We start from the raw sequence: 19,014 nt of genomic DNA, 5'->3' as shown, positions 1-19,014 counted from the left end.
GTTAGATCACCTCGGCTGTACCGCCAGCAGCTTCAATCGCTTCTTTAGCAGAAGCAGAGAATTTATTGGCTTTTACAGTTAATTTTTTTTCTAATTTACCGTTGCCAAGAATTTTTACTCCTGCTTTTAACTTGCTTATTGCACCAGTCTCTAGAAGAAGTTCAGGAGTTACTTCCGTTCCTTCGTCAAAACTGTTTAATCTGTCTAAGTTGATTACCGCGTAATCTTTACGGTTGATGTTTGTAAAACCACGTTTTGGAAGACGTTGGAATAAAGGCATCTGACCACCTTCGAAACCAGGGCGTACACCGCCGCCAGAACGAGCGTTTTGACCTTTATGACCTTTACCAGAAGTTTTACCGTTACCTGATCCAATACCACGACCAACACGGTTGCGTACTTTACGTGAACCTTCTGAAGGCTTCAATTCATGAAGTTTCATTTGGGCACCTCCTTATCGATTAAAAATGTTTTATTGTTCTTTAACAGAAACTAAATGAGACACCTTGTTAATCATGCCGCGGATCGCTGCATTGTCTTCATGTACGACTGTTTGGTTTGTTTTCTTAAGACCAAGAGTACGAACAGTGACACGCTGATCTTCTGGGCGACCGATTACACTGCGTTTGAGGGTAATTTCTAATTTATTTGCCATTAATGTTCCCTCCTTATCCTAACAGGTCTTCTACAGATTTTCCACGAAGCTTCGCAACGTCTTCAGCACGTTTAAGTTCACTTAAACCCTGAAGTGTTGCGCGGATCATGTTGATCGGTGTATTAGAACCTAGAGATTTAGAAAGGATATCAGCTAGACCAGCAAGCTCAAGAACCGCACGCACTGGGCCTCCAGCGATAACTCCTGTACCTTCTGAAGCAGGCTTCAATAGAACGTTTCCTGCACCGAATCGACCGATGATTTCATGTGGAATTGTAGTTCCAACCATTGGTACTTCAATTAAATTCTTTTTCGCATCTTCAACAGCTTTGCGGATCGCTTCTGGTACTTCTTGTGCTTTACCAGTACCGAAACCTACATGACCGTTTTTGTCACCGACAACAACTAAAGCTGCAAAACGGAAACGACGTCCACCTTTAACAACTTTCGCTACGCGGTTAACCGTAACTAAGCGTTCTTCTAACTCTAATTTGCTTTGGTCAATACGACTCATTCGGATGTGTCCCTCCTTCTTTTATTAAAATTTAAGTCCAGCCTCACGAGCAGCTTCAGCTAGAGCTTTTACACGTCCATGATATAAGTATCCTCCGCGGTCAAATACCACGTTAGAGATTCCTTTTTCAACAGCACGTTTTGCAACAAGTTCGCCAACTTTAGTAGCAGCTGCAGCGTCAGAACTATTCTCGATCTTTAAATCTTTATCAAGAGTAGAAGCACTTACAAGTGTTACACCGTTAACATCATCAATTACTTGAGCGTAGATGTTCTTGTTAGAACGGAAAACGTTAAGGCGAGGTCTTTCAGCAGTACCTGAAAGTTTCGCACGAACACGAGCGTGTCTTTTAAGACGAGTAGCGTTTTTACTAGTTTTCGTAATCATCCGAGTCACTCCTTTCTTCACATTAAGCGATCTTACTTACCAGTTTTTCCTTCTTTACGGCGAACGAATTCACCTTCGTAACGAATTCCTTTACCTTTGTAAGGCTCTGGAGAACGGACAGCGCGGATGTTAGAAGCTAGAGCTCCCACACGCTCTTTATCGATACCTTTAATGACTACTTTCGTTTGAGATGGAACTTCGACTTCAACTCCAGCCTCAGGAACGATTTCAACTGGATGAGAGTATCCAACGTTAAGAACAAGTTTGTTTCCAGATTTAGCTGCACGGTAACCGACACCGATAAGTTCTAAACCTCTTTCGAAACCTTTAGATACACCTTCAACCATGTTTGCAATTAAGCTACGTGTTGTACCATGTAATGCACGGTGTTCTTTATGATCAGACGGACGGCTTACAGTTAAGACGCTGTCCTCAATTTTAATTTCCATATCAGGGTGAAATGTACGAGTTAGTTCACCTTTTGGTCCCTTTACTGTCACTGTGTTATCGTTGTTTGTCACAGTAACTCCTGAAGGGATCTCGATTAGTTTTTTACCTATACGAGACATACCAAGCACCTCCATTCATCTTAAACTTTTTTTACCATACGTAAGCAAGTACTTCTCCACCAGCTTGTTTAGCACGGGCTTCTTTGTCCGATAAAACACCTTGTGATGTAGAAATAATTGCGATTCCAAGTCCGTTAAGTACACGTGGTACTTCATTTGATTTCGCATATACACGTAAACCAGGTTTACTGATTCTTTTTAGACCAGTGATAACACGTTCGTTGTTTTGGCCATATTTAAGGAACATACGGATAATTCCTTGTTTGCTGTCTTCAATATATTCAACGTCACGGATAAAACCTTCACGCTTTAAGATTTCAGCAATTTCTCTTTTGATTTTGGAAGCCGGTACTTCTAGCTTCTCATGACGTACCATGTTCGCATTGCGAATACGAGTCAGCAAATCTGCAATCGGATCTGTCATAACCATTATTTAATAACCTCCTTCCCATTTATGGGGATTACCAGCTGGCTTTTTTAACGCCAGGAATTTGTCCTTTATATGCAAGTTCGCGGAAACAAATACGGCAAAGTTTAAACTTGCGAATTACTGAATGTGGACGTCCACAACGTTCGCAGCGCGTATACTCTTGAACTTTAAACTTTTGTTTGCGTTGTTGTTTCGCAATCATAGACTTTTTAGCCACGATTTCGCCTCCCTTTCATTGATTATTTCTGGAACGGCATACCTACTTGAGTTAATAACTCACGTGCTTCTTCGTCCGTATTGGCAGTCGTAACGATAACGATATCCATACCGCGGACTTTTGTTACTTTATCGTAATCAATTTCTGGGAAGATTAACTGTTCTTTAATACCAAGCGTGTAGTTTCCACGACCGTCGAAAGATTTCTTAGAAATCCCGCGGAAGTCACGTACACGTGGTAAAGAAACAGAAATAAGTTTATCAAGGAAATCGTACATGCGCTCTCCGCGAAGTGTTACTTTCGCACCGATTGGCATTCCTTCACGTAGACGGAATCCAGCAATAGACTTCTTCGCACGAGTAACGACAGGTTTTTGACCAGCAATAAACGTTAATTCTTCAACAGCAGTATCGATTGCTTTAGCGTTTTGAACGGCGTCACCAACACCCATGTTGATCACGATTTTTTCGATTTTTGGCACTTGCATTACTGATTTGTATTCAAACTTAGAAACTAATGCAGGTGTAATTTCTTTTACATACTTTTCTTTAAGGCGGTTCATGAGAAAGACCTCCCTTCCTTATTTACTATTTATCTAGAACTTGCCCAGATTTTTTCGCTACACGGACTTTCTTTCCGTCCTCAACTTTATACCCAACACGTGTCACTTCACCCGTTTTAGGATCAAGCGGCATTACGTTTGATACGTGGATCGGCGCTTCTTGTTCAGAAATTCCGCCCTGAGGGTTAGCTTGGGTTGGTTTAGAGTGTTTTTTCACAAGGTTAATACCTTCTACTAAAACACGGTCATTCTTAGGGAAAGCAGCAAGGATGACTCCTTGTTTACCTTTATCTTTACCAGAGATAACCACTACTTTATCGCCCTTTTTAACATGCATTTAATCGCACCTCCTTGAGTCGCGGATTGTATTCATTAAAGTACTTCTGGTGCTAGAGAAACAATTTTCATATAGTTGTTTTCACGAAGTTCACGTGCTACTGGTCCGAAGATACGAGTTCCACGTGGGCTCTTGTCGTCACGGATAATGACACATGCATTTTCATCGAAGCTGATGTAAGATCCATCGTTTCTGCGAGCTCCGCTCTTTGTACGAACGATAACTGCTTTCACAACTTCACCTTTTTTGACAACGCCTCCTGGTGTTGCTTGTTTAACCGTACAAACAATGACATCACCGATGTTAGCCGTCTTACGTCCAGAGCCACCAAGAACTTTAATCGTTAGTACTTCGCGTGCGCCAGAGTTGTCAGCTACTTTTAAACGAGTCTCCTGTTGAATCATTAATGTTACCTCCTTTCGGAAAAAGAAATCCGAACTTTATTAGATAATAACGGCTTCTTCGACAACTTCAACTAGACGAAAGCGTTTAGTCGCAGATAAAGGACGAGTTTCCATGACCTTTACGATGTCTCCGATTTTTGCTTGGTTGTTTTCATCATGTGCTTTGAACTTCTTAGAGTATCTTACACGTTTGCCATAAAGTGAATGCTTTTTGTATGTTTCAACTACAACAGTGATGGTTTTATCCATTTTGTCAGAAACAACACGACCTTGATACACTTTACGTTGGTTACGTTCGCTCATGTTTGCGGGGCCTCCCCTCTAATTATTATTTATTAGCAGCGATTTCTCTTTGACGAATCACAGTTTTCATGCGTGCGATTGATTTACGCACTTCACGAATGCGAGCAGTGTTTTCAAGCTGCCCAGTCGCTAATTGGAAACGAAGATTGAAAAGTTCTTCTTTAAGAGACTTTACTTTTTGTTCAATTTCAGCAGTGGTAAGGTCACGAATTTCATTAGCTTTCATTTGATTCACCACCAATTTCTTCACGTTTTACGAACTTCGTTTTAATTGGCAATTTGTGAGATGCAAGACGAAGAGCTTCACGAGCAACTTCTTCAGACACACCAGAAATTTCAAATAAAACTTTGCCTGGTTTTACTACAGCTACCCATCCTTCTGGAGCACCTTTACCGGAACCCATGCGGACCTCTAGAGGTTTAGCTGTGTATGGCTTAGAAGGGAAAATTTTAATCCAAACTTTACCGCCACGTTTCATGTAACGAGTCATAGCAATACGAGCAGCTTCGATTTGGCGGTTCGTGATCCAAGAAGCTTCTTGAGCTTGGATACCGTACTCACCGAAATGTACTTCAGTACCACCTTTTGCACGACCACGCATTTTTCCACGATGTTCTCTGCGATACTTCACGCGTTTTGGCAATAACATATTATTTTCCTCCTTCCGCAGTATTCTTCTTAGTTGGAAGGACTTCTCCACGATAGATCCATACTTTTACGCCAAGCTTACCATAAGTAGTGTCAGCTTCAGCAGTAGCATAGTCGATGTCAGCACGAAGTGTGTGCAACGGAACAGTACCTTCACTGTAATATTCAGAACGAGCAATATCTGCACCGCCAAGACGACCAGAAACCATTGTTTTGATTCCTTGTGCTCCAGCACGCATTGTGCGTTGGATTGTTTGTTTTTGTGCACGACGGAATGAAATACGATTTTCAAGTTGACGAGCGATGTTTTCAGCAACTAGCTGAGCATCAAGATCTGCTCTTTTGATTTCAAGGATGTTGATGTGTACACGTTTGCCAGTTAGGCTGTTAAGAGCTTTACGAAGTGCTTCAACTTCAGATCCGCCTTTACCAATTACCATACCTGGTTTAGCCGTGTGGATTGTGATATTTACGCGGTTTGCAGCACGTTCGATTTCTACTTTAGAAACAGACGCGTCAGACAAACGCTTGCTGATGAATTCACGGATTTTCAAGTCTTCATGTAAGAAGTCAGCGTAATCTTTTCCTGCGAACCATTTAGATTCCCAATCACGAATGACGCCAATACGAAGACCTACTGGATTTACCTTTTGACCCACGGATTATCCCTCCTTCTTTTCTGATACAACGATTGTAATGTGGCTAGTACGTTTGTTAATTGCGCTCGCACGACCCATAGCACGTGGACGGAATCTCTTAAGTGTTGGACCTTCGTCAACGAATGCTTGAGTAATCACTAGGCTGTTAGCGTCCAACTCGTAGTTGTGCTCAGCGTTTGCGATAGCAGATTTTAATACTTTTTCAATAATTGGTGAAGCAGCCTTAGGTGTAAGGTTTAAGATAGAAACTGCTTCTCCTACTTGCTTACCTCGGATCAGGTCCATTACTAGACGTGCTTTACGAGGAGCAATACGGACTGTTCTTGCGACAGCTTTAGCTTGCATTTAAAAGCCTCCTCTCATTAGCGTCTTGTTTTTTTATCGTCACTAGCATGACCTTTGTAAGTACGGCTTGGTGCGAATTCGCCCAATTTGTGACCTACCATATCTTCAGAAATGAAAACAGGTACATGTTTGCGTCCGTCATAGACAGCGATTGTGTGACCGATGAATTGTGGGAAAATTGTAGAACGACGAGACCAAGTTTTTACGACTTGCTTTTTGTCAGTTTCATTCAATTTCTCGACTTTAGCCATCAAATGATCATCAACAAATGGTCCTTTTTTTAAGCTGCGAGCCATTGTGGAACCTCCCTTCGTGATTGAACTACGGTCCTAAATGAACCGTAGACAACCCCGTTACTTGTTTTTACGACGACGTACAATGAATTTATCAGACTTGTTGGTTTTTTTACGAGTCTTGAATCCAAGAGTCGGTTTGCCCCATGGAGACATTGGTGATTTACGTCCGATTGGAGCGCGTCCTTCACCACCACCGTGTGGGTGATCGTTAGGGTTCATTACAGAACCACGAACTGTTGGGCGTACGCCTTTCCAGCGTGAACGTCCAGCTTTACCGATGTTAATTAATTCGTGTTGCTCGTTTCCAACTTGACCGATAGTCGCACGGCAAGCAGAAAGAATCATACGAACTTCTCCTGAGTTCAAACGTACAAGAACGTATTTACCTTCTTTACCAAGAACTTGAGCAGAAGTACCAGCAGAACGAACTAATTGTCCACCTTTACCTGGTTTTAATTCAATGTTATGCACAACTGTACCAACTGGGATGTTGATAAGTGGAAGAGCATTACCTGGTTTGATGTCAGATTCTGGTCCAGAAGTAACTTCAGTACCAACTTGGATTCCTTTAGGAGCAAGAATGTAACGTTTCTCACCATCTGCATAGTTTACAAGAGCGATGTTCGCTGAACGGTTTGGATCATACTCGATTGTAGCAACGCGTCCAGGTATACCGTCTTTATCACGTTTAAAGTCAATGATACGGTATTGACGTTTATGACCGCCACCTTGATGACGAACAGTCATTCTACCTTGGTTGTTACGTCCGCCTTTTCTGTGAAGCGGCGCAAGCAACGATTTTTCTGGTTTGTCAGTCGTGATTTCAGCAAAATCTGAAGTAGTCATGCCACGACGACCATTACTGGTTGGTTTATACTTTTTAATCGCCATTTTGAATTTCCCTCCTTCTTTTTAAGATTTACGCTTCAAAAATTTCGATTTCTTTGCTGTCAGCAGTTAATTTCACGATCGCTTTTCTGCGACGGCTAGTCATACCAGTGTAGCGTCCAACGCGTTTAGATTTTCCTTTGTAATTTTGAACGTTGACTTTCTCAACTTTCACTCCAAAGATTTCTTCAACAGCGTCTTTCACTTCTGTTTTGTTAGCTCTGACATCAACTTCGAACGTATACTTCTTCTCTGTCATTAGATCAGCAGAACGTTCAGTAATGATAGGGCGCTTTAGAACATCACGAGGATCTTTCATTATGCAAGTCCCTCCTCTACTTTTTCAACCGCTGCTTTAGTGATCAGAAGTTTCTCGTGGTTGACAACGTCAAGAACGTTGATACCGTTAGCTTCAACAACTGTTACTCCAGGGATGTTACGAGCAGATAAAGCAACTGTTTCGTTTGCATCCGCAGTGACGATCAACGCTTTCTTCTCGACAGATAATCCTTTAAGGATGCCTGCGAATTCTTTCGTTTTCACTGCATCAAGAGTCAGATCTTCAAGAACGATGATGTTGTTGTCGATTACTTTAGAAGACAATACTGACTTGATAGCCAAGCGGCGAACTTTTTTAGGTAATTTATAAGAATAGCTGCGTGGTGTTGGACCGAATACGATACCGCCTCCGCGCCATTGTGGTGAACGGATAGAACCTTGACGAGCACGACCAGTACCCTTCTGTCTCCAAGGCTTACGACCTCCGCCACGTACTTCAGAACGAGTTTTTACTTTGTGAGTTCCTTGACGTAAGGAAGCTCTTTGCATAAGAATAGCATCGAATACTACGCTTTCGTTTGGCTCAATTCCAAACACAGAAGCGTTTAATTCGATTTCACCGTTAGTAGAACCGTTTTGGTTAAATAATGCTACTTTTGGCATGACTTGTTTCCTCCTTTCCTAAGAGAGTTATTTAGATTTAACTGCACTCTTTACAGTTACTAGAGATTTTTTAGCTCCTGGTACATTTCCTTTGATCAATAGAAGATTGCGTTCTGCATCAACTTTAACGATCTCAAGGTTTTGGACAGTGATTTGCTCTCCGCCCATACGACCTGGAAGAAGTTTACCTTTGAATACTCGGTTTGGATCAACAGGTCCCATTGAACCAGGACGACGGTGGTAACGTGAACCGTGAGTCATTGGTCCGCGTGATTGTCCGTGGCGCTTGATAGCCCCTTGGAATCCTTTACCTTTTGATGTTCCTGTTACATCTACGATATCTCCACTTGCGAAAATATCAACTTTGACTTCCTGACCAACTTCATACGCATCTAACTCCGCACCGCGTAATTCTTTTACGAAGCGCTTAGGAGCAGTTTCCGCTTTAGCAACGTGGCCCTTCTCTGGTTTGTTAGAAAGCTTTTCCCGTTTGTCGTCAAAACCGATTTGGATTGCTTCATAGCCATCCGTGTCAGCAGTCTTCTTTTGAAGAACAACGTTAGCAGCAGCCTCAACAACAGTTACAGGGATAAGATCACCGTTTTCTGCGAATACTTGCGTCATACCAATTTTTCTACCTAAGATTCCTTTGGTCATTAGTCACACCTCCTATAATATGTGTTTTCTATTTGAATTAAAGTTTGATTTCGATATCTACACCAGATGGTAAATCTAAACGCATAAGTGCATCAACTGTTTGTGGAGTTGGATTCACGATGTCGATTAGACGTTTGTGAGTACGCATCTCAAATTGCTCACGAGAATCTTTGTACTTATGCACCGCACGAAGGATTGTGTAAACTGATTTTTCAGTTGGAAGCGGGATTGGACCAGATACACTAGCACCAGAACGCTTAGCCGTTTCAACAATCTTCTCAGCAGATTGATCAAGAATTCTATGATCATATGCTTTTAAACGAATACGAATTTTTTGTTTTGCCATTATTTTCCCTCCTTTTCGCCTACTTACGTTAGACAGTTCTCCGTGAGAAAAACCTGATCACCTTGCCATGGCAAAGCGGCCGGGTGTGTCAGCAACCTCTCACTTCATCGCAGTCAAAGACCAACATGCACTATTGTACCAAATTGGCCTGCGTGTTGCAATAATAAATCGGATAAATTTATGATTTGCACACTTTTCATATTATACAGGGGTTCAGCCTATAAATCAAGCTTTCCCTGAAGATGATGTACAGCCGTCTTTTTTATGGTACGGATAAATTCTTCTGGCTCTTCTAGATGCGGGGAATGTGCAGATTCTTTAAAGGTGAACCATTCTTTGACTGGTGCTGTTAATTGCTCAACATAAGGTTTTGATACAGCAGCTGGTGTAATCATGTCATATTCACCAATGATAAAGTAACAAGGTATTAATATAGTAGAAACTCGGTATTCAATGCTCTCATTCATCAATTCATCCCATAGAATGTCCTGACTAAGCATCTGTCCTTTAAGGAAATTCCACTTATCTTTGAGCTGATATTCCTTACTAAAAAGAAACCCGCGCAGCATTTGAATAAGCGGCTTCCACCTATGTGTGAGACCTACGCTTCCGAGCTCTTTATATAGAGAGAACAGAGCATGAGCTGATATTCGTTTCCACGGAGGAGGCGTCAGTAATCGCAGGCACCAAGTAAACAACCGATTTCTTTCGTATTTCTCCAAAAGAAGCTCGTACGACACACTATCTTCTTTTATTACATCTACTACCTGACTAATTCCATAATAAGCATGATATAGATCTGGGCGCTTATGTACTGCTTGTATGGCGATTAATGACCCCCACGAATATCCGGCGATGTACAATTTTGATTGACCTAGATATGAAAGGACTTTCTCTGTCAGTTCAATCGTATCTTCAATAAATTGCCGAATGGTCATGGAAGTATCGGAGGGATTCTTTTGATAGGAGAGTCCCGCGCCACGCTGATCCCAATGAACAACTGTAAAATCGTGATTAAGTTCCTCATGAAATGAGTCGATATAGCTGATTTGAGCGGAACCGGGCCCACCGTGTAAAAATAAAAGAACAGGCTTCGCTTCACTAGTGTGATCTTCTTTGATCATAATCCATTGGTCAACCCCGCCGATTAACCATTTCTTCAAATATGTCTTCGCCATTCCAGTGATCCTCTCGGTTCCATTTAGATTCTATAGCTTATAGTAGCCGTTCTGATCTGGAAAAGCAAAAAAAGAGACCCTTTTGCAAGGAGTCTCTTTTATATGTTTATTACTTAATGATATTTGAAACGACGCCAGAACCTACAGTACGTCCACCCTCACGGATAGAGAAACGAGTTCCTTCTTCGATAGCGATAGTAGAGATAAGTTCAACTTCCATCTCAGTGTTATCGCCAGGCATTACCATTTCAGTACCTTCTGGAAGATGTACGATACCAGTTACGTCAGTTGTACGGAAGTAGAACTGCGGACGGTAGTTAGCGAAGAATGGAGTATGACGTCCACCCTCTTCTTTAGAAAGTACATAAACTTCAGCTTTGAAACGGCTATGTGGAGTGATTGTACCTGGTTTAGCAAGTACTTGACCACGTTGGATATCTTCACGAGATACACCACGAAGTAGTGCACCGATGTTGTCACCAGCTTCAGCATAGTCAAGAAGCTTACGGAACATTTCAACACCTGTAACAGTTGTTTTACCATTGTCTTCTTGAAGACCGATGATTTCAACTTCGTCACCGACTTTAACTTGTCCACGCTCAACACGACCAGTAGCAACAGTTCCACGACCAGTGATTGAGAATACATCCTCAACTGGCATCATGAATGGCTTCTCAGTGTCACGCTCTGGAGTTGGGATGTACTCATCAACCGCATCCATAAGTTCAAAGATTTTTGCTTCGTAATCAGCATCTCCTTCAAGAGCTTTAAGAGCAGAACCTTTGATAACTGGTACATCATCACCAGGGAAGTCATAGTCAGAAAGAAGGTCACGAACTTCCATTTCAACAAGTTCAAGTAACTCTTCATCGTCAACCATGTCACATTTGTTAAGGAATACTACGATGTATGGAACACCTACGTTACGAGAAAGTAGGATGTGCTCACGTGTTTGTGGCATTGGACCATCAGCAGCAGATACTACTAAGATCGCGCCGTCCATTTGAGCAGCACCAGTGATCATGTTTTTAACGTAGTCAGCGTGTCCTGGGCAGTCTACGTGTGCATAGTGACGAGTGTCTGTTTCATACTCGACGTGTGAAGTTGAGATTGTGATTCCACGCTCGCGCTCTTCTGGAGCACCATCGATTTGGTCATATCCCATAGCTGATCCTTTACCAGACTTCTTATGAAGAACTGTTGAGATAGCAGCAGTTAGAGTTGTTTTACCATGGTCAACGTGTCCAATTGTACCAATGTTAGCATGCGATTTGGAACGGTCGAATTTTTCTTTAGCCATTCTAAAAATCCTCCTTAAAGGTTCATTGTATTTGGTATAGAGTGATAGAAAGTGAAGAGTTATCTCTCACTTTCTGATCTTCAATAGTAGTTATACTTTAGTTTAAAGGCAAAATCAATTATTCACCTTTATTTTTTTTGATGATTTCTTCACTGATGCTCTTAGGCACTTCTTCGTAGTGATCCATATGCATAGTGAAAGTACCGCGTCCTTGTGTGTTAGAACGGAGTGAAGTTGCATATCCGAACATTTCAGAAAGTGGAACCATTGCGCGAACAACTTGAGCGTTACCGCGAGCTTCCATACCTTCTACACGTCCACGACGAGATGTGATATCACCCATGATGTCTCCCATGTATTCTTCAGGGATAACGACTTCCACTTTCATCATTGGCTCAAGTAGAACTGGGTTACATTTGCTGACAGCATTTTTCAATGCCATAGATGCAGCAATTTTAAACGCCATTTCGTTCGAGTCAACATCGTGGTAAGATCCATCAAATAATTTTGCTTTGATGTCGATTAATGGGAATCCAGCTAATACACCATTTTCAAGTGAATCTTCAAGACCTGCTTGAATTGCTGGAATGTATTCACGTGGAACAACCCCACCGACGATTGCATTTTGGAATTCGAAGCCTGCGCCTTCTTCGTTTGGTTCGAATTCGATCCAAACGTGTCCGAACTGACCACGTCCACCAGACTGACGTACGAATTTACCTTCAACTTTTGCACCAGAACGGAATGTTTCACGGTACGCAACTTGAGGAGCACCTACGTTAGCTTCCACCTTGAACTCACGCTTCATACGGTCAACAATGATATCAAGGTGAAGCTCACCCATACCAGAGATGATCGTTTGACCAGTTTCAGGGTTTGTTTGTGTACGGAATGTTGGATCCTCTTCAGCTAGTTTAGCTAAAGCGATACCCATTTTATCTTGGTCAGCCTTTGATTTAGGCTCGATGGCTACATCGATAACTGGCTCTGGGAATTCCATAGACTCAAGGATAACAGTATCTTTCTCGTCACAAAGAGTGTCACCAGTAGATGTATCTTTAAGACCAACAGCTGCTGCGATATCCCCTGCATATACAGTAGAGATTTCTTCACGGCTGTTTGCGTGCATTTGAAGGATACGTCCAACACGCTCACGCTTGTTCTTAGAAGAGTTCTTCACGTATGAACCTGAAGCAAGTGTTCCAGAGTATACGCGGAAGAAAGTTAGTTTCCCAACATAAGGGTCAGTCATAACTTTAAATGCAAGAGCTGAGAATGGTGCGTCATCAGTAGACTCACGAACAACCTCTTCATTTGAATCTGGCAGGATACCTTTGATTGCAGCAACATCAGTTGGTGCAGGAAGGTAATCAAGCACAGCATCAAGTACAAGCTGAACACCTTTGTTTTTGAAAGCAGATCCAACAAGAACTGGGTAGAATTCAACATTCAACGTTCCTTTACGGATTGCAGCTTTCAATTCAGGAATTGTAATTTCTTCACCCTCAAGGTATTTTTCCATAAGCTCTTCATCAAGCTCAGCGACAGCTTCAATAAGGCTGTTGCGAAGCTCTTCAGCTTTGTCTTTATACTCAGCAGGGATTTCTTGTGCATCAGAGCGAGTTCCAAGGTCATCTTCGTAGAAGTATGCTACGTTATCTACAAGGTCGATGATTCCTTCGAATTGATCTTCAGCGCCGATCGGCAATTGAATTGCATGAGCGTTCGCTTGAAGACGATCTCTTAATGTGCTTACAGAGTAAAGGAAGTCCGCACCGGTTTTATCCATTTTGTTAACGAATACGATACGAGGTACTCCGTAAGTTGTTGCTTGGCGCCAAACTGTTTCAGTTTGTGGCTCTACACCTGATTGTGCATCAAGAACTGCTACCGCACCGTCAAGTACACGTAAAGAACGTTCAACTTCAACAGTGAAGTCTACGTGTCCTGGTGTATCGATGATGTTTACACGGTAACCTTTCCATTGTGCTGTAGTAGCAGCAGAAGTGATTGTAATACCACGTTCTTGCTCCTGCTCCATCCAGTCCATTTGGGAAGCTCCTTCGTGAGTTTCACCAATTTTATGGATACGACCAGTGTAGTATAAGATACGCTCAGTCGTTGTCGTTTTACCAGCATCGATGTGAGCCATGATACCAATATTACGAGTTTTGTCTAAGGAGAACTCTCTTGCCATTGGGTAATTTCTCCTTCCTTATTAGGGAATAGTTTTTTTAGTTTGGTATAAATCCTACCAGCGGTAGTGAGCGAATGCTTTGTTCGCTTCTGCCATTTTGTGTGTATCTTCACGTTTCTTAACAGCAGCACCAGTGTTGTTAGCTGCGTCAAGGATTTCGTTAGCAAGACGCTCTTCCATCGTTTTTTCTCCACGAAGACGAGCATAGTTTACTAACCAGCGAAGACCTAAAGTAGTACGACGGTCTGGGCGAACTTCTACAGGAACTTGGTAGTTAGCTCCACCTACACGACGTGCTTTAACTTCAAGAACTGGCATGATGTTTTTCAAGGCTTGTTCGAAAACCTCCATCGCTTCATTACCAGTACGTTCTTTGATGATATCAAATGACTTGTAGAGAATTGTTTGTGACTTTCCTCTTTTACCGTCGATCATCATTTTGTTGATCAAACGAGATACAAGTTTAGAATTGTAAATTGGATCTGGCAATACGTCTCTTTTTGCTACAGGACCTTTACGTGGCATCTGATAGCCTCCCTTCTCATTTAAAAGGATTTCTATCTGTCTCTCATCTCAATATCATTGTCAGTTGCCTGACTCCACTGATCTGATATCAACTTCTAAAAACCCTTATGTTTGTTTGTATTATTTGCTTTGTTTAGGGCGTTTTGTTCCGTATTTAGAACGTCCTTGCATACGACCGTCAACTCCGGCAGTATCAAGCGCACCACGAACGATGTGGTAACGTACACCCGGTAAGTCTTTTACACGTCCGCCACGGATAAGTACTACACTGTGCTCTTGTAGATTATGTCCGATACCAGGAATGTAAGCTGTTACCTCAATCAGGTTAGACAAACGTACACGAGCATATTTACGTAGTGCTGAGTTTGGTTTTTTCGGTGTCATTGTGCCGACACGAGTACAAACCCCGCGTTTCTGTGGAGATGTTACGTTAGTGTGCTCTTTTTTGAAACTGTTGTATCCTTTGTTAAGTGCAGGAGACTTTGAGTTTTCAACTTTACTCACGCGTCCTTTGCGTATTAGCTGATTAATTGTAGGCATGTTGTTATTCCTCCCTTCGTTGCTTTTTTTATAACCCACATACCCAGGTGGTTCATTAAAAGGCAAAAAACAATGCTTTTGCATTTACACATGCAAAAACAAAACAAGTACGCTATAACATAATGGCAACAGCTGCTGCTCCAACTTCAATTCCGCAGGCTTTGCCGAGCTTTTTCATGGAATCTACCACTAAAATGTCTACACCCTTCTCTTGCGCTAGTTTTGTTACACTAGCTGTTAAAGCAGGATCAGCATCTTTCGCTACGACGATTTCCTTTACTGAATCTCGTTTCAGAGCTTTTACTGTTTGCTTCGTACCAATAATAATGGATTGGGCCTGTGATACTTTATCATAAGACATCGAATATCCTCCAAAGTAACAGGTTTTATTTTGAGCACCTTGGTTATATTATCATCATGGCAGAAGGATGTCAATATCATATGACAGATTATCTTGACATCCTTCACCATTTTTTGATGATTTTATAGGAATCTCACGAGAAAGATTACTCTACAGGAACCATATCGTCAGACGGCTGCACTTGTGAAACCGGCTTAACTTTACGGTAGTTTGGCATTCCTGTTCCAGCTGGAACAAGTTTACCGATGATAACATTCTCTTTCAAGCCAAGCAGTTCATCACGTTTTCCTTTGATCGCCGCATCTGTTAGGACACGAGTCGTTTCTTGGAAAGATGCCGCAGACAAGAATGAGTCTGTTTCAAGCGATGCTTTTGTAATACCAAGAAGAACTGGGCGGCCTGTTGCAGGACGCTTTCCTTCGAATAGTACTTTTTTGTTCGCTTCAGTGAATTGATGTACATCAAGAAGTGTGCCTGGTAATACATCTGTATCCCCTGCATCAGCGACACGCACTTTACGAAGCATTTGGCGAACCATTACCTCAACGTGCTTATCTCCGATCTCTACCCCTTGCATACGGTATACTTTTTGTACTTCATGAAGCAGATATTCTTGAACAGCTGTCATATCAGTCACTTTAAGAAGTTCTTTCGGATCGATCGAACCTTCTGTCAGTACTTGACCACGAGTGACTTTGTCACCTTCAACAACTTTCAGACGCGCATTGTAAGGAGCTGTGTAAGAACGAGTTTCAACGTCGCCTTGAACCACAATTTCCTGCTGCTTGTCACGAACATCGTTAATTTCAGCAACGACACCATCAATTTCAGAAATCGTCGCTTGCCCTTTCGGATTACGCGCTTCAAATAGCTCTTGGATACGAGGTAAACCTTGTGTGATATCGTCTCCTGCTACCCCACCGGTGTGGAACGTACGCATTGTAAGCTGTGTTCCTGGCTCACCGATTGATTGAGCAGCGATGATTCCAACTGCTTCACCGACTTCAACGTCAGTGCCAGTTGCAAGGTTACGGCCGTAGCATCGTTTACATACACCATGAGGCGTGTTACATGTAAATGCAGAACGGATCCATACTTCCTCAATCCCTGCTTCGACTACTTCAAGTGCTTTATCTTCATCAATTAGCTCGTTTTCGTCGACCATGACTTCGCCCGTTTCAGGATGAACAATTGGTTTTCTTGCAAAACGTCCAATTAGACGTTCTTCAAGTTTCTCAATAATTTCATTTCCTTCTCTAATGGACTTCGCCAAGATTCCACGGTCTGTACCGCAATCTGTTTCACGGATGATGACATCCTGTGCAACGTCAACGAGACGACGCGTGAGGTAACCTGAGTCAGCTGTTTTAAGGGCTGTATCGGCAAGACCTTTACGCGCTCCGTGAGTGGAAATAAAGTATTCTAATACGGTTAAACCTTCACGGAAACTAGATTTGATCGGAAGTTCAATGATACGTCCAGCCGGGTTGGCCATCAGACCACGCATACCAGCCAGCTGAGTGAAGTTAGATGCGTTACCACGCGCTCCAGAGTCACTCATCATGTAGATTGGGTTGACTTCATCAAGGGACTTCATCAGTTTACCTTGGATGACATCTTTAGAAGAACTCCAGATCGAAATGACTCTCTCGTAACGCTCTTCTTCAGTAATCAAACCACGTCTGAATTGCTTCATGACGTTATCTACTTTTGCTTGCGCTTCTTCAAGGATCTTCTGTTTATCATCTAATACGACGATATCAGACACCCCAACCGTAATACCCGCTTTAGTAGAGTATTTGAAACCAAGATTTTTCATGCGGTCAAGCATTTTAGATGTCTCAGTGATATGGAATCTCTTAAAGATTTCCGCAATGATTTTACCTAAAATACCTTTTTTGAACGGCGCATTAATTTCTTGTTTCTCAATCGCAGCTTTGACATCTTCACCTTTTTCAAGGAAGAAGCGGTCAGGCGTTTTTTCTTCAATATTGCTCTTTGTCGGCTCATTCATGTAAGGGAATGATTCCGGTAAGATTTCGTTAAAGATTAGTTTTCCAACTGTTGTAATCAACAATTTAGAACGCTGTTCATCAGTGAATGTCACATTCTTCAACGAGTTAGCTGCAACAGCTACACGTGTATGAAGATGCACATACCCATTTTGATAAGCTATAAGGGCTTCGTTAGTATCTTTGAAGACCATACCTTCTCCGATAGCACCTTTACGCTCAAGTGTAAGGTAGTAGTTACCAAGCACCATATCCTGAGATGGCGTAACAACAGGTTTTCCATCTTTCGGGTTCAAAATGTTTTGAGCAGCAAGCATTAAGATACGAGCTTCAGCTTGAGCCTCAGCAGATAATGGTACGTGAACCGCCATTTGGTCACCGTCAAAGTCAGCGTTGTAGGCTGTACATACAAGTGGATGCAGACGAATTGCGCGTCCTTCCACAAGTGTAGGTTCAAACGCTTGAATACCAAGTCTGTGAAGAGTCGGTGCACGGTTTAGTAAGACTGGGTGCTCGCGAATCACTGATTCTAAAACATCCCATACTTCCGGCTGCACGCGCTCAATTTTACGCTTCGCACTCTTGATGTTGTGAGCTAAACCTTTTTCAACAAGCTCCTTCATCACGAATGGTTTGAATAATTCAAGAGCCATTTCTTTCGGAAGTCCACACTGATACATTTTCAAATGTGGTCCTACGACGATAACGGAACGTCCAGAATAGTCAACACGTTTACCAAGCAAGTTTTGACGGAAACGCCCTTGTTTCCCTTTCAGCATATGAGAAAGAGATTTCAATGGTCTGTTTCCTGGTCCTGTTACTGGTCGGCCTCTACGTCCATTATCAATCAAGGCATCGACAGCTTCTTGAAGCATACGCTTCTCGTTCTGAACGATGATGCTTGGCGCGCCAAGATCTAATAAACGTTTCAGACGATTGTTACGGTTGATGACACGACGATAAAGGTCGTTTAAGTCAGAAGTAGCAAAACGTCCACCATCAAGCTGAACCATTGGACGTAATTCTGGCGGAATAACCGGAAGTACATCAAGAATCATCCATGATGGTTTGTTTCCTGAGTTACGGAAGGCTTCTAGCACTTCAAGGCGTTTAATCGCACGTGTACGACGCTGTCCTTGAGCAGTTTTCAGCTCTTCTTTCAGTGCATCTACTTCTTTTACAAGATCGATATCTTGAAGAAGTTTATTGATTGCTTCTGCACCCATAGCTGCTTGGAATGTATTACCGTATTTATCTAAATAAGCACGGAATTCCTTCTCAGAAAGAAGTTGTTTCTTCTCAAGCGGTGTGTTGCCCGGATCTGTCACAACGTATGAAGCGAAGTAAATTACTTCTTCTAATGCACGTGGTGACATATCAAGAACAAGACCCATACGGCTTGGGATACCTTTGAAATACCAAATGTGGGAAACTGGGGCAGCCAGTTCGATATGCCCCATTCTCTCACGACGGACTTTTGCCCGTGTTACTTCTACACCACAACGGTCACATACAACACCCTTATAACGAACGCGTTTATACTTTCCACAATGACATTCCCAGTCTTTTTGCGGTCCGAAGATACGTTCACAAAAGAGACCATCTTTTTCAGGTTTCAGTGTACGATAGTTAATCGTTTCAGGCTTTTTCACTTCACCAAAAGACCAAGAACGGATTTTATCAGGTGATGCGAGACCGATGTTCATATACTCAAAATTGTTCACATCTAGCAAGGGGCCTA

At 42.3% G+C, this 19,014-nt stretch carries 28 protein-coding genes; all 28 read right to left on the bottom strand.

Annotated features, from left to right (window positions below; genetic code table 11):
• Nucleotide 1 precedes the first annotated feature (1 nt).
• The 28 genes from rplO to rpoC all read right to left on the bottom strand — a co-directional run bounded on the left by rplO (nucleotide 2) and on the right by rpoC (nucleotide 19,006).
• Nucleotides 2-442, bottom strand: a complete 441-nt coding sequence (gene rplO, locus MKY18_RS00830) for a 50S ribosomal protein L15 (protein WP_003216888.1) — start codon at nucleotides 440-442, stop codon at nucleotides 2-4.
• Nucleotides 443-472: 30 nt separating this feature from the next.
• Nucleotides 473-655 (bottom strand): 50S ribosomal protein L30, encoded by a 183-nt coding sequence (rpmD, locus tag MKY18_RS00825; RefSeq protein WP_003217067.1) that lies wholly within the window; start codon nucleotides 653-655, stop codon nucleotides 473-475.
• Nucleotides 656-668: 13 nt separating this feature from the next.
• Nucleotides 669-1,169 carry a 30S ribosomal protein S5 gene (gene rpsE / locus MKY18_RS00820; protein ID WP_003217179.1) on the bottom strand — a complete coding sequence of 167 codons (501 nt, stop codon included), beginning with the start codon at nucleotides 1,167-1,169 and terminating at the stop codon, nucleotides 669-671.
• A gap of 24 nt (nucleotides 1,170-1,193) precedes the next feature.
• Nucleotides 1,194-1,556 carry a 50S ribosomal protein L18 gene (gene rplR / locus MKY18_RS00815; RefSeq protein ID WP_012008708.1) on the bottom strand — a complete coding sequence of 121 codons (363 nt, stop codon included), beginning with the start codon at nucleotides 1,554-1,556 and terminating at the stop codon, nucleotides 1,194-1,196.
• A gap of 32 nt (nucleotides 1,557-1,588) precedes the next feature.
• Entirely contained in the window at nucleotides 1,589-2,125 is a 537-nt protein-coding gene (rplF, locus tag MKY18_RS00810) for a 50S ribosomal protein L6 (protein ID WP_003217186.1), read from the bottom strand.
• 31 nt (nucleotides 2,126-2,156) lie between these two features.
• Nucleotides 2,157-2,555, bottom strand: a complete 399-nt coding sequence (gene rpsH / locus MKY18_RS00805) for a 30S ribosomal protein S8 (protein WP_113768751.1) — start codon at nucleotides 2,553-2,555, stop codon at nucleotides 2,157-2,159.
• A gap of 31 nt (nucleotides 2,556-2,586) precedes the next feature.
• Nucleotides 2,587-2,772: a 30S ribosomal protein S14 gene (gene rpsN, locus MKY18_RS00800; protein ID WP_008356542.1), complete on the bottom strand. Its 186-nt coding sequence runs from the start codon at nucleotides 2,770-2,772 to the stop codon at nucleotides 2,587-2,589.
• A gap of 22 nt (nucleotides 2,773-2,794) precedes the next feature.
• On the bottom strand, nucleotides 2,795-3,334 hold the full coding sequence (gene rplE / locus MKY18_RS00795; RefSeq protein ID WP_003217159.1) for a 50S ribosomal protein L5: 540 nt from the start codon (nucleotides 3,332-3,334) through the stop codon (nucleotides 2,795-2,797).
• 25 nt (nucleotides 3,335-3,359) lie between these two features.
• Nucleotides 3,360-3,671 (bottom strand): 50S ribosomal protein L24, encoded by a 312-nt coding sequence (rplX, locus tag MKY18_RS00790; RefSeq protein WP_003217151.1) that lies wholly within the window; start codon nucleotides 3,669-3,671, stop codon nucleotides 3,360-3,362.
• A gap of 35 nt (nucleotides 3,672-3,706) precedes the next feature.
• A complete protein-coding gene (rplN, locus tag MKY18_RS00785) occupies nucleotides 3,707-4,075 on the bottom strand; it encodes a 50S ribosomal protein L14 (RefSeq protein WP_003216882.1) in 369 nt (122 codons plus the stop codon).
• A 39-nt stretch (nucleotides 4,076-4,114) separates the two neighbouring features.
• Nucleotides 4,115-4,378, bottom strand: coding sequence for a 30S ribosomal protein S17 (gene rpsQ, locus MKY18_RS00780; protein ID WP_003216906.1), 264 nt, complete (start codon nucleotides 4,376-4,378; stop codon nucleotides 4,115-4,117).
• Between the two features lie 25 nt (nucleotides 4,379-4,403).
• Nucleotides 4,404-4,604 carry a 50S ribosomal protein L29 gene (gene rpmC, locus MKY18_RS00775; RefSeq protein ID WP_003217155.1) on the bottom strand — a complete coding sequence of 67 codons (201 nt, stop codon included), beginning with the start codon at nucleotides 4,602-4,604 and terminating at the stop codon, nucleotides 4,404-4,406.
• Nucleotides 4,594-5,028, bottom strand: a complete 435-nt coding sequence (gene rplP / locus MKY18_RS00770) for a 50S ribosomal protein L16 (RefSeq protein WP_003217039.1) — start codon at nucleotides 5,026-5,028, stop codon at nucleotides 4,594-4,596. Before rplP ends, rpmC begins: the two co-directional genes overlap by 11 nt.
• A 1-nt stretch (nucleotide 5,029) precedes the next feature.
• Entirely contained in the window at nucleotides 5,030-5,686 is a 657-nt protein-coding gene (gene rpsC, locus MKY18_RS00765) for a 30S ribosomal protein S3 (protein WP_003217241.1), read from the bottom strand.
• A gap of 3 nt (nucleotides 5,687-5,689) precedes the next feature.
• Nucleotides 5,690-6,031: a 50S ribosomal protein L22 gene (gene rplV / locus MKY18_RS00760; RefSeq protein ID WP_007496316.1), complete on the bottom strand. Its 342-nt coding sequence runs from the start codon at nucleotides 6,029-6,031 to the stop codon at nucleotides 5,690-5,692.
• 17 nt (nucleotides 6,032-6,048) lie between these two features.
• Nucleotides 6,049-6,327 (bottom strand): 30S ribosomal protein S19, encoded by a 279-nt coding sequence (gene rpsS, locus MKY18_RS00755; protein WP_003216920.1) that lies wholly within the window; start codon nucleotides 6,325-6,327, stop codon nucleotides 6,049-6,051.
• Nucleotides 6,328-6,384: 57 nt separating this feature from the next.
• The gene (gene rplB / locus MKY18_RS00750; RefSeq protein ID WP_003217065.1) at nucleotides 6,385-7,218 is read right to left on the bottom strand and encodes a 50S ribosomal protein L2; all 834 of its coding nucleotides are present in this window, start codon (nucleotides 7,216-7,218) and stop codon (nucleotides 6,385-6,387) included.
• A 28-nt stretch (nucleotides 7,219-7,246) separates the two neighbouring features.
• Nucleotides 7,247-7,534, bottom strand: a complete 288-nt coding sequence (rplW, locus tag MKY18_RS00745; RefSeq protein ID WP_003217016.1) for a 50S ribosomal protein L23 — start codon at nucleotides 7,532-7,534, stop codon at nucleotides 7,247-7,249.
• Entirely contained in the window at nucleotides 7,534-8,157 is a 624-nt protein-coding gene (gene rplD / locus MKY18_RS00740; RefSeq protein ID WP_003217216.1) for a 50S ribosomal protein L4, read from the bottom strand. The genes rplW and rplD overlap by 1 nt, the downstream gene beginning before the upstream one ends.
• 27 nt (nucleotides 8,158-8,184) lie before the next feature.
• Nucleotides 8,185-8,814, bottom strand: a complete 630-nt coding sequence (gene rplC, locus MKY18_RS00735; RefSeq protein WP_113768750.1) for a 50S ribosomal protein L3 — start codon at nucleotides 8,812-8,814, stop codon at nucleotides 8,185-8,187.
• A gap of 37 nt (nucleotides 8,815-8,851) precedes the next feature.
• Nucleotides 8,852-9,160 carry a 30S ribosomal protein S10 gene (rpsJ, locus tag MKY18_RS00730; RefSeq protein ID WP_003156464.1) on the bottom strand — a complete coding sequence of 103 codons (309 nt, stop codon included), beginning with the start codon at nucleotides 9,158-9,160 and terminating at the stop codon, nucleotides 8,852-8,854.
• Between the two features lie 218 nt (nucleotides 9,161-9,378).
• Nucleotides 9,379-10,338: an alpha/beta hydrolase gene (locus MKY18_RS00725; protein ID WP_044139652.1), complete on the bottom strand. Its 960-nt coding sequence runs from the start codon at nucleotides 10,336-10,338 to the stop codon at nucleotides 9,379-9,381.
• Nucleotides 10,339-10,447: 109 nt separating this feature from the next.
• Entirely contained in the window at nucleotides 10,448-11,638 is a 1,191-nt protein-coding gene (tuf, locus tag MKY18_RS00720; protein WP_044139653.1) for an elongation factor Tu, read from the bottom strand.
• Between the two features lie 118 nt (nucleotides 11,639-11,756).
• Nucleotides 11,757-13,835, bottom strand: coding sequence for an elongation factor G (fusA, locus tag MKY18_RS00715; RefSeq protein ID WP_044139654.1), 2,079 nt, complete (start codon nucleotides 13,833-13,835; stop codon nucleotides 11,757-11,759).
• A gap of 54 nt (nucleotides 13,836-13,889) precedes the next feature.
• A complete protein-coding gene (gene rpsG / locus MKY18_RS00710) occupies nucleotides 13,890-14,360 on the bottom strand; it encodes a 30S ribosomal protein S7 (protein WP_003216884.1) in 471 nt (156 codons plus the stop codon).
• A 120-nt stretch (nucleotides 14,361-14,480) separates the two neighbouring features.
• Nucleotides 14,481-14,900 (bottom strand): 30S ribosomal protein S12, encoded by a 420-nt coding sequence (gene rpsL, locus MKY18_RS00705; RefSeq protein ID WP_003216962.1) that lies wholly within the window; start codon nucleotides 14,898-14,900, stop codon nucleotides 14,481-14,483.
• A 112-nt stretch (nucleotides 14,901-15,012) separates the two neighbouring features.
• Nucleotides 15,013-15,261, bottom strand: a complete 249-nt coding sequence (locus MKY18_RS00700) for a 50S ribosomal protein L7ae-like protein (RefSeq protein ID WP_003216985.1) — start codon at nucleotides 15,259-15,261, stop codon at nucleotides 15,013-15,015.
• Between the two features lie 145 nt (nucleotides 15,262-15,406).
• Nucleotides 15,407-19,006: a DNA-directed RNA polymerase subunit beta' gene (gene rpoC / locus MKY18_RS00695; protein ID WP_065097640.1), complete on the bottom strand. Its 3,600-nt coding sequence runs from the start codon at nucleotides 19,004-19,006 to the stop codon at nucleotides 15,407-15,409.
• Between the last annotated feature and the right edge of the window lie 8 nt (nucleotides 19,007-19,014).

Source organism: Bacillus sp. FSL R7-0672 (assembly GCF_038601465.1).
GTDB classification, from domain to species: Bacteria; Bacillota; Bacilli; order Bacillales; family Bacillaceae; genus Bacillus; species Bacillus pumilus.
Note: the sequence above shows the minus strand (reverse complement) of the source record. Positions and strands in the feature narration are given on the sequence as shown.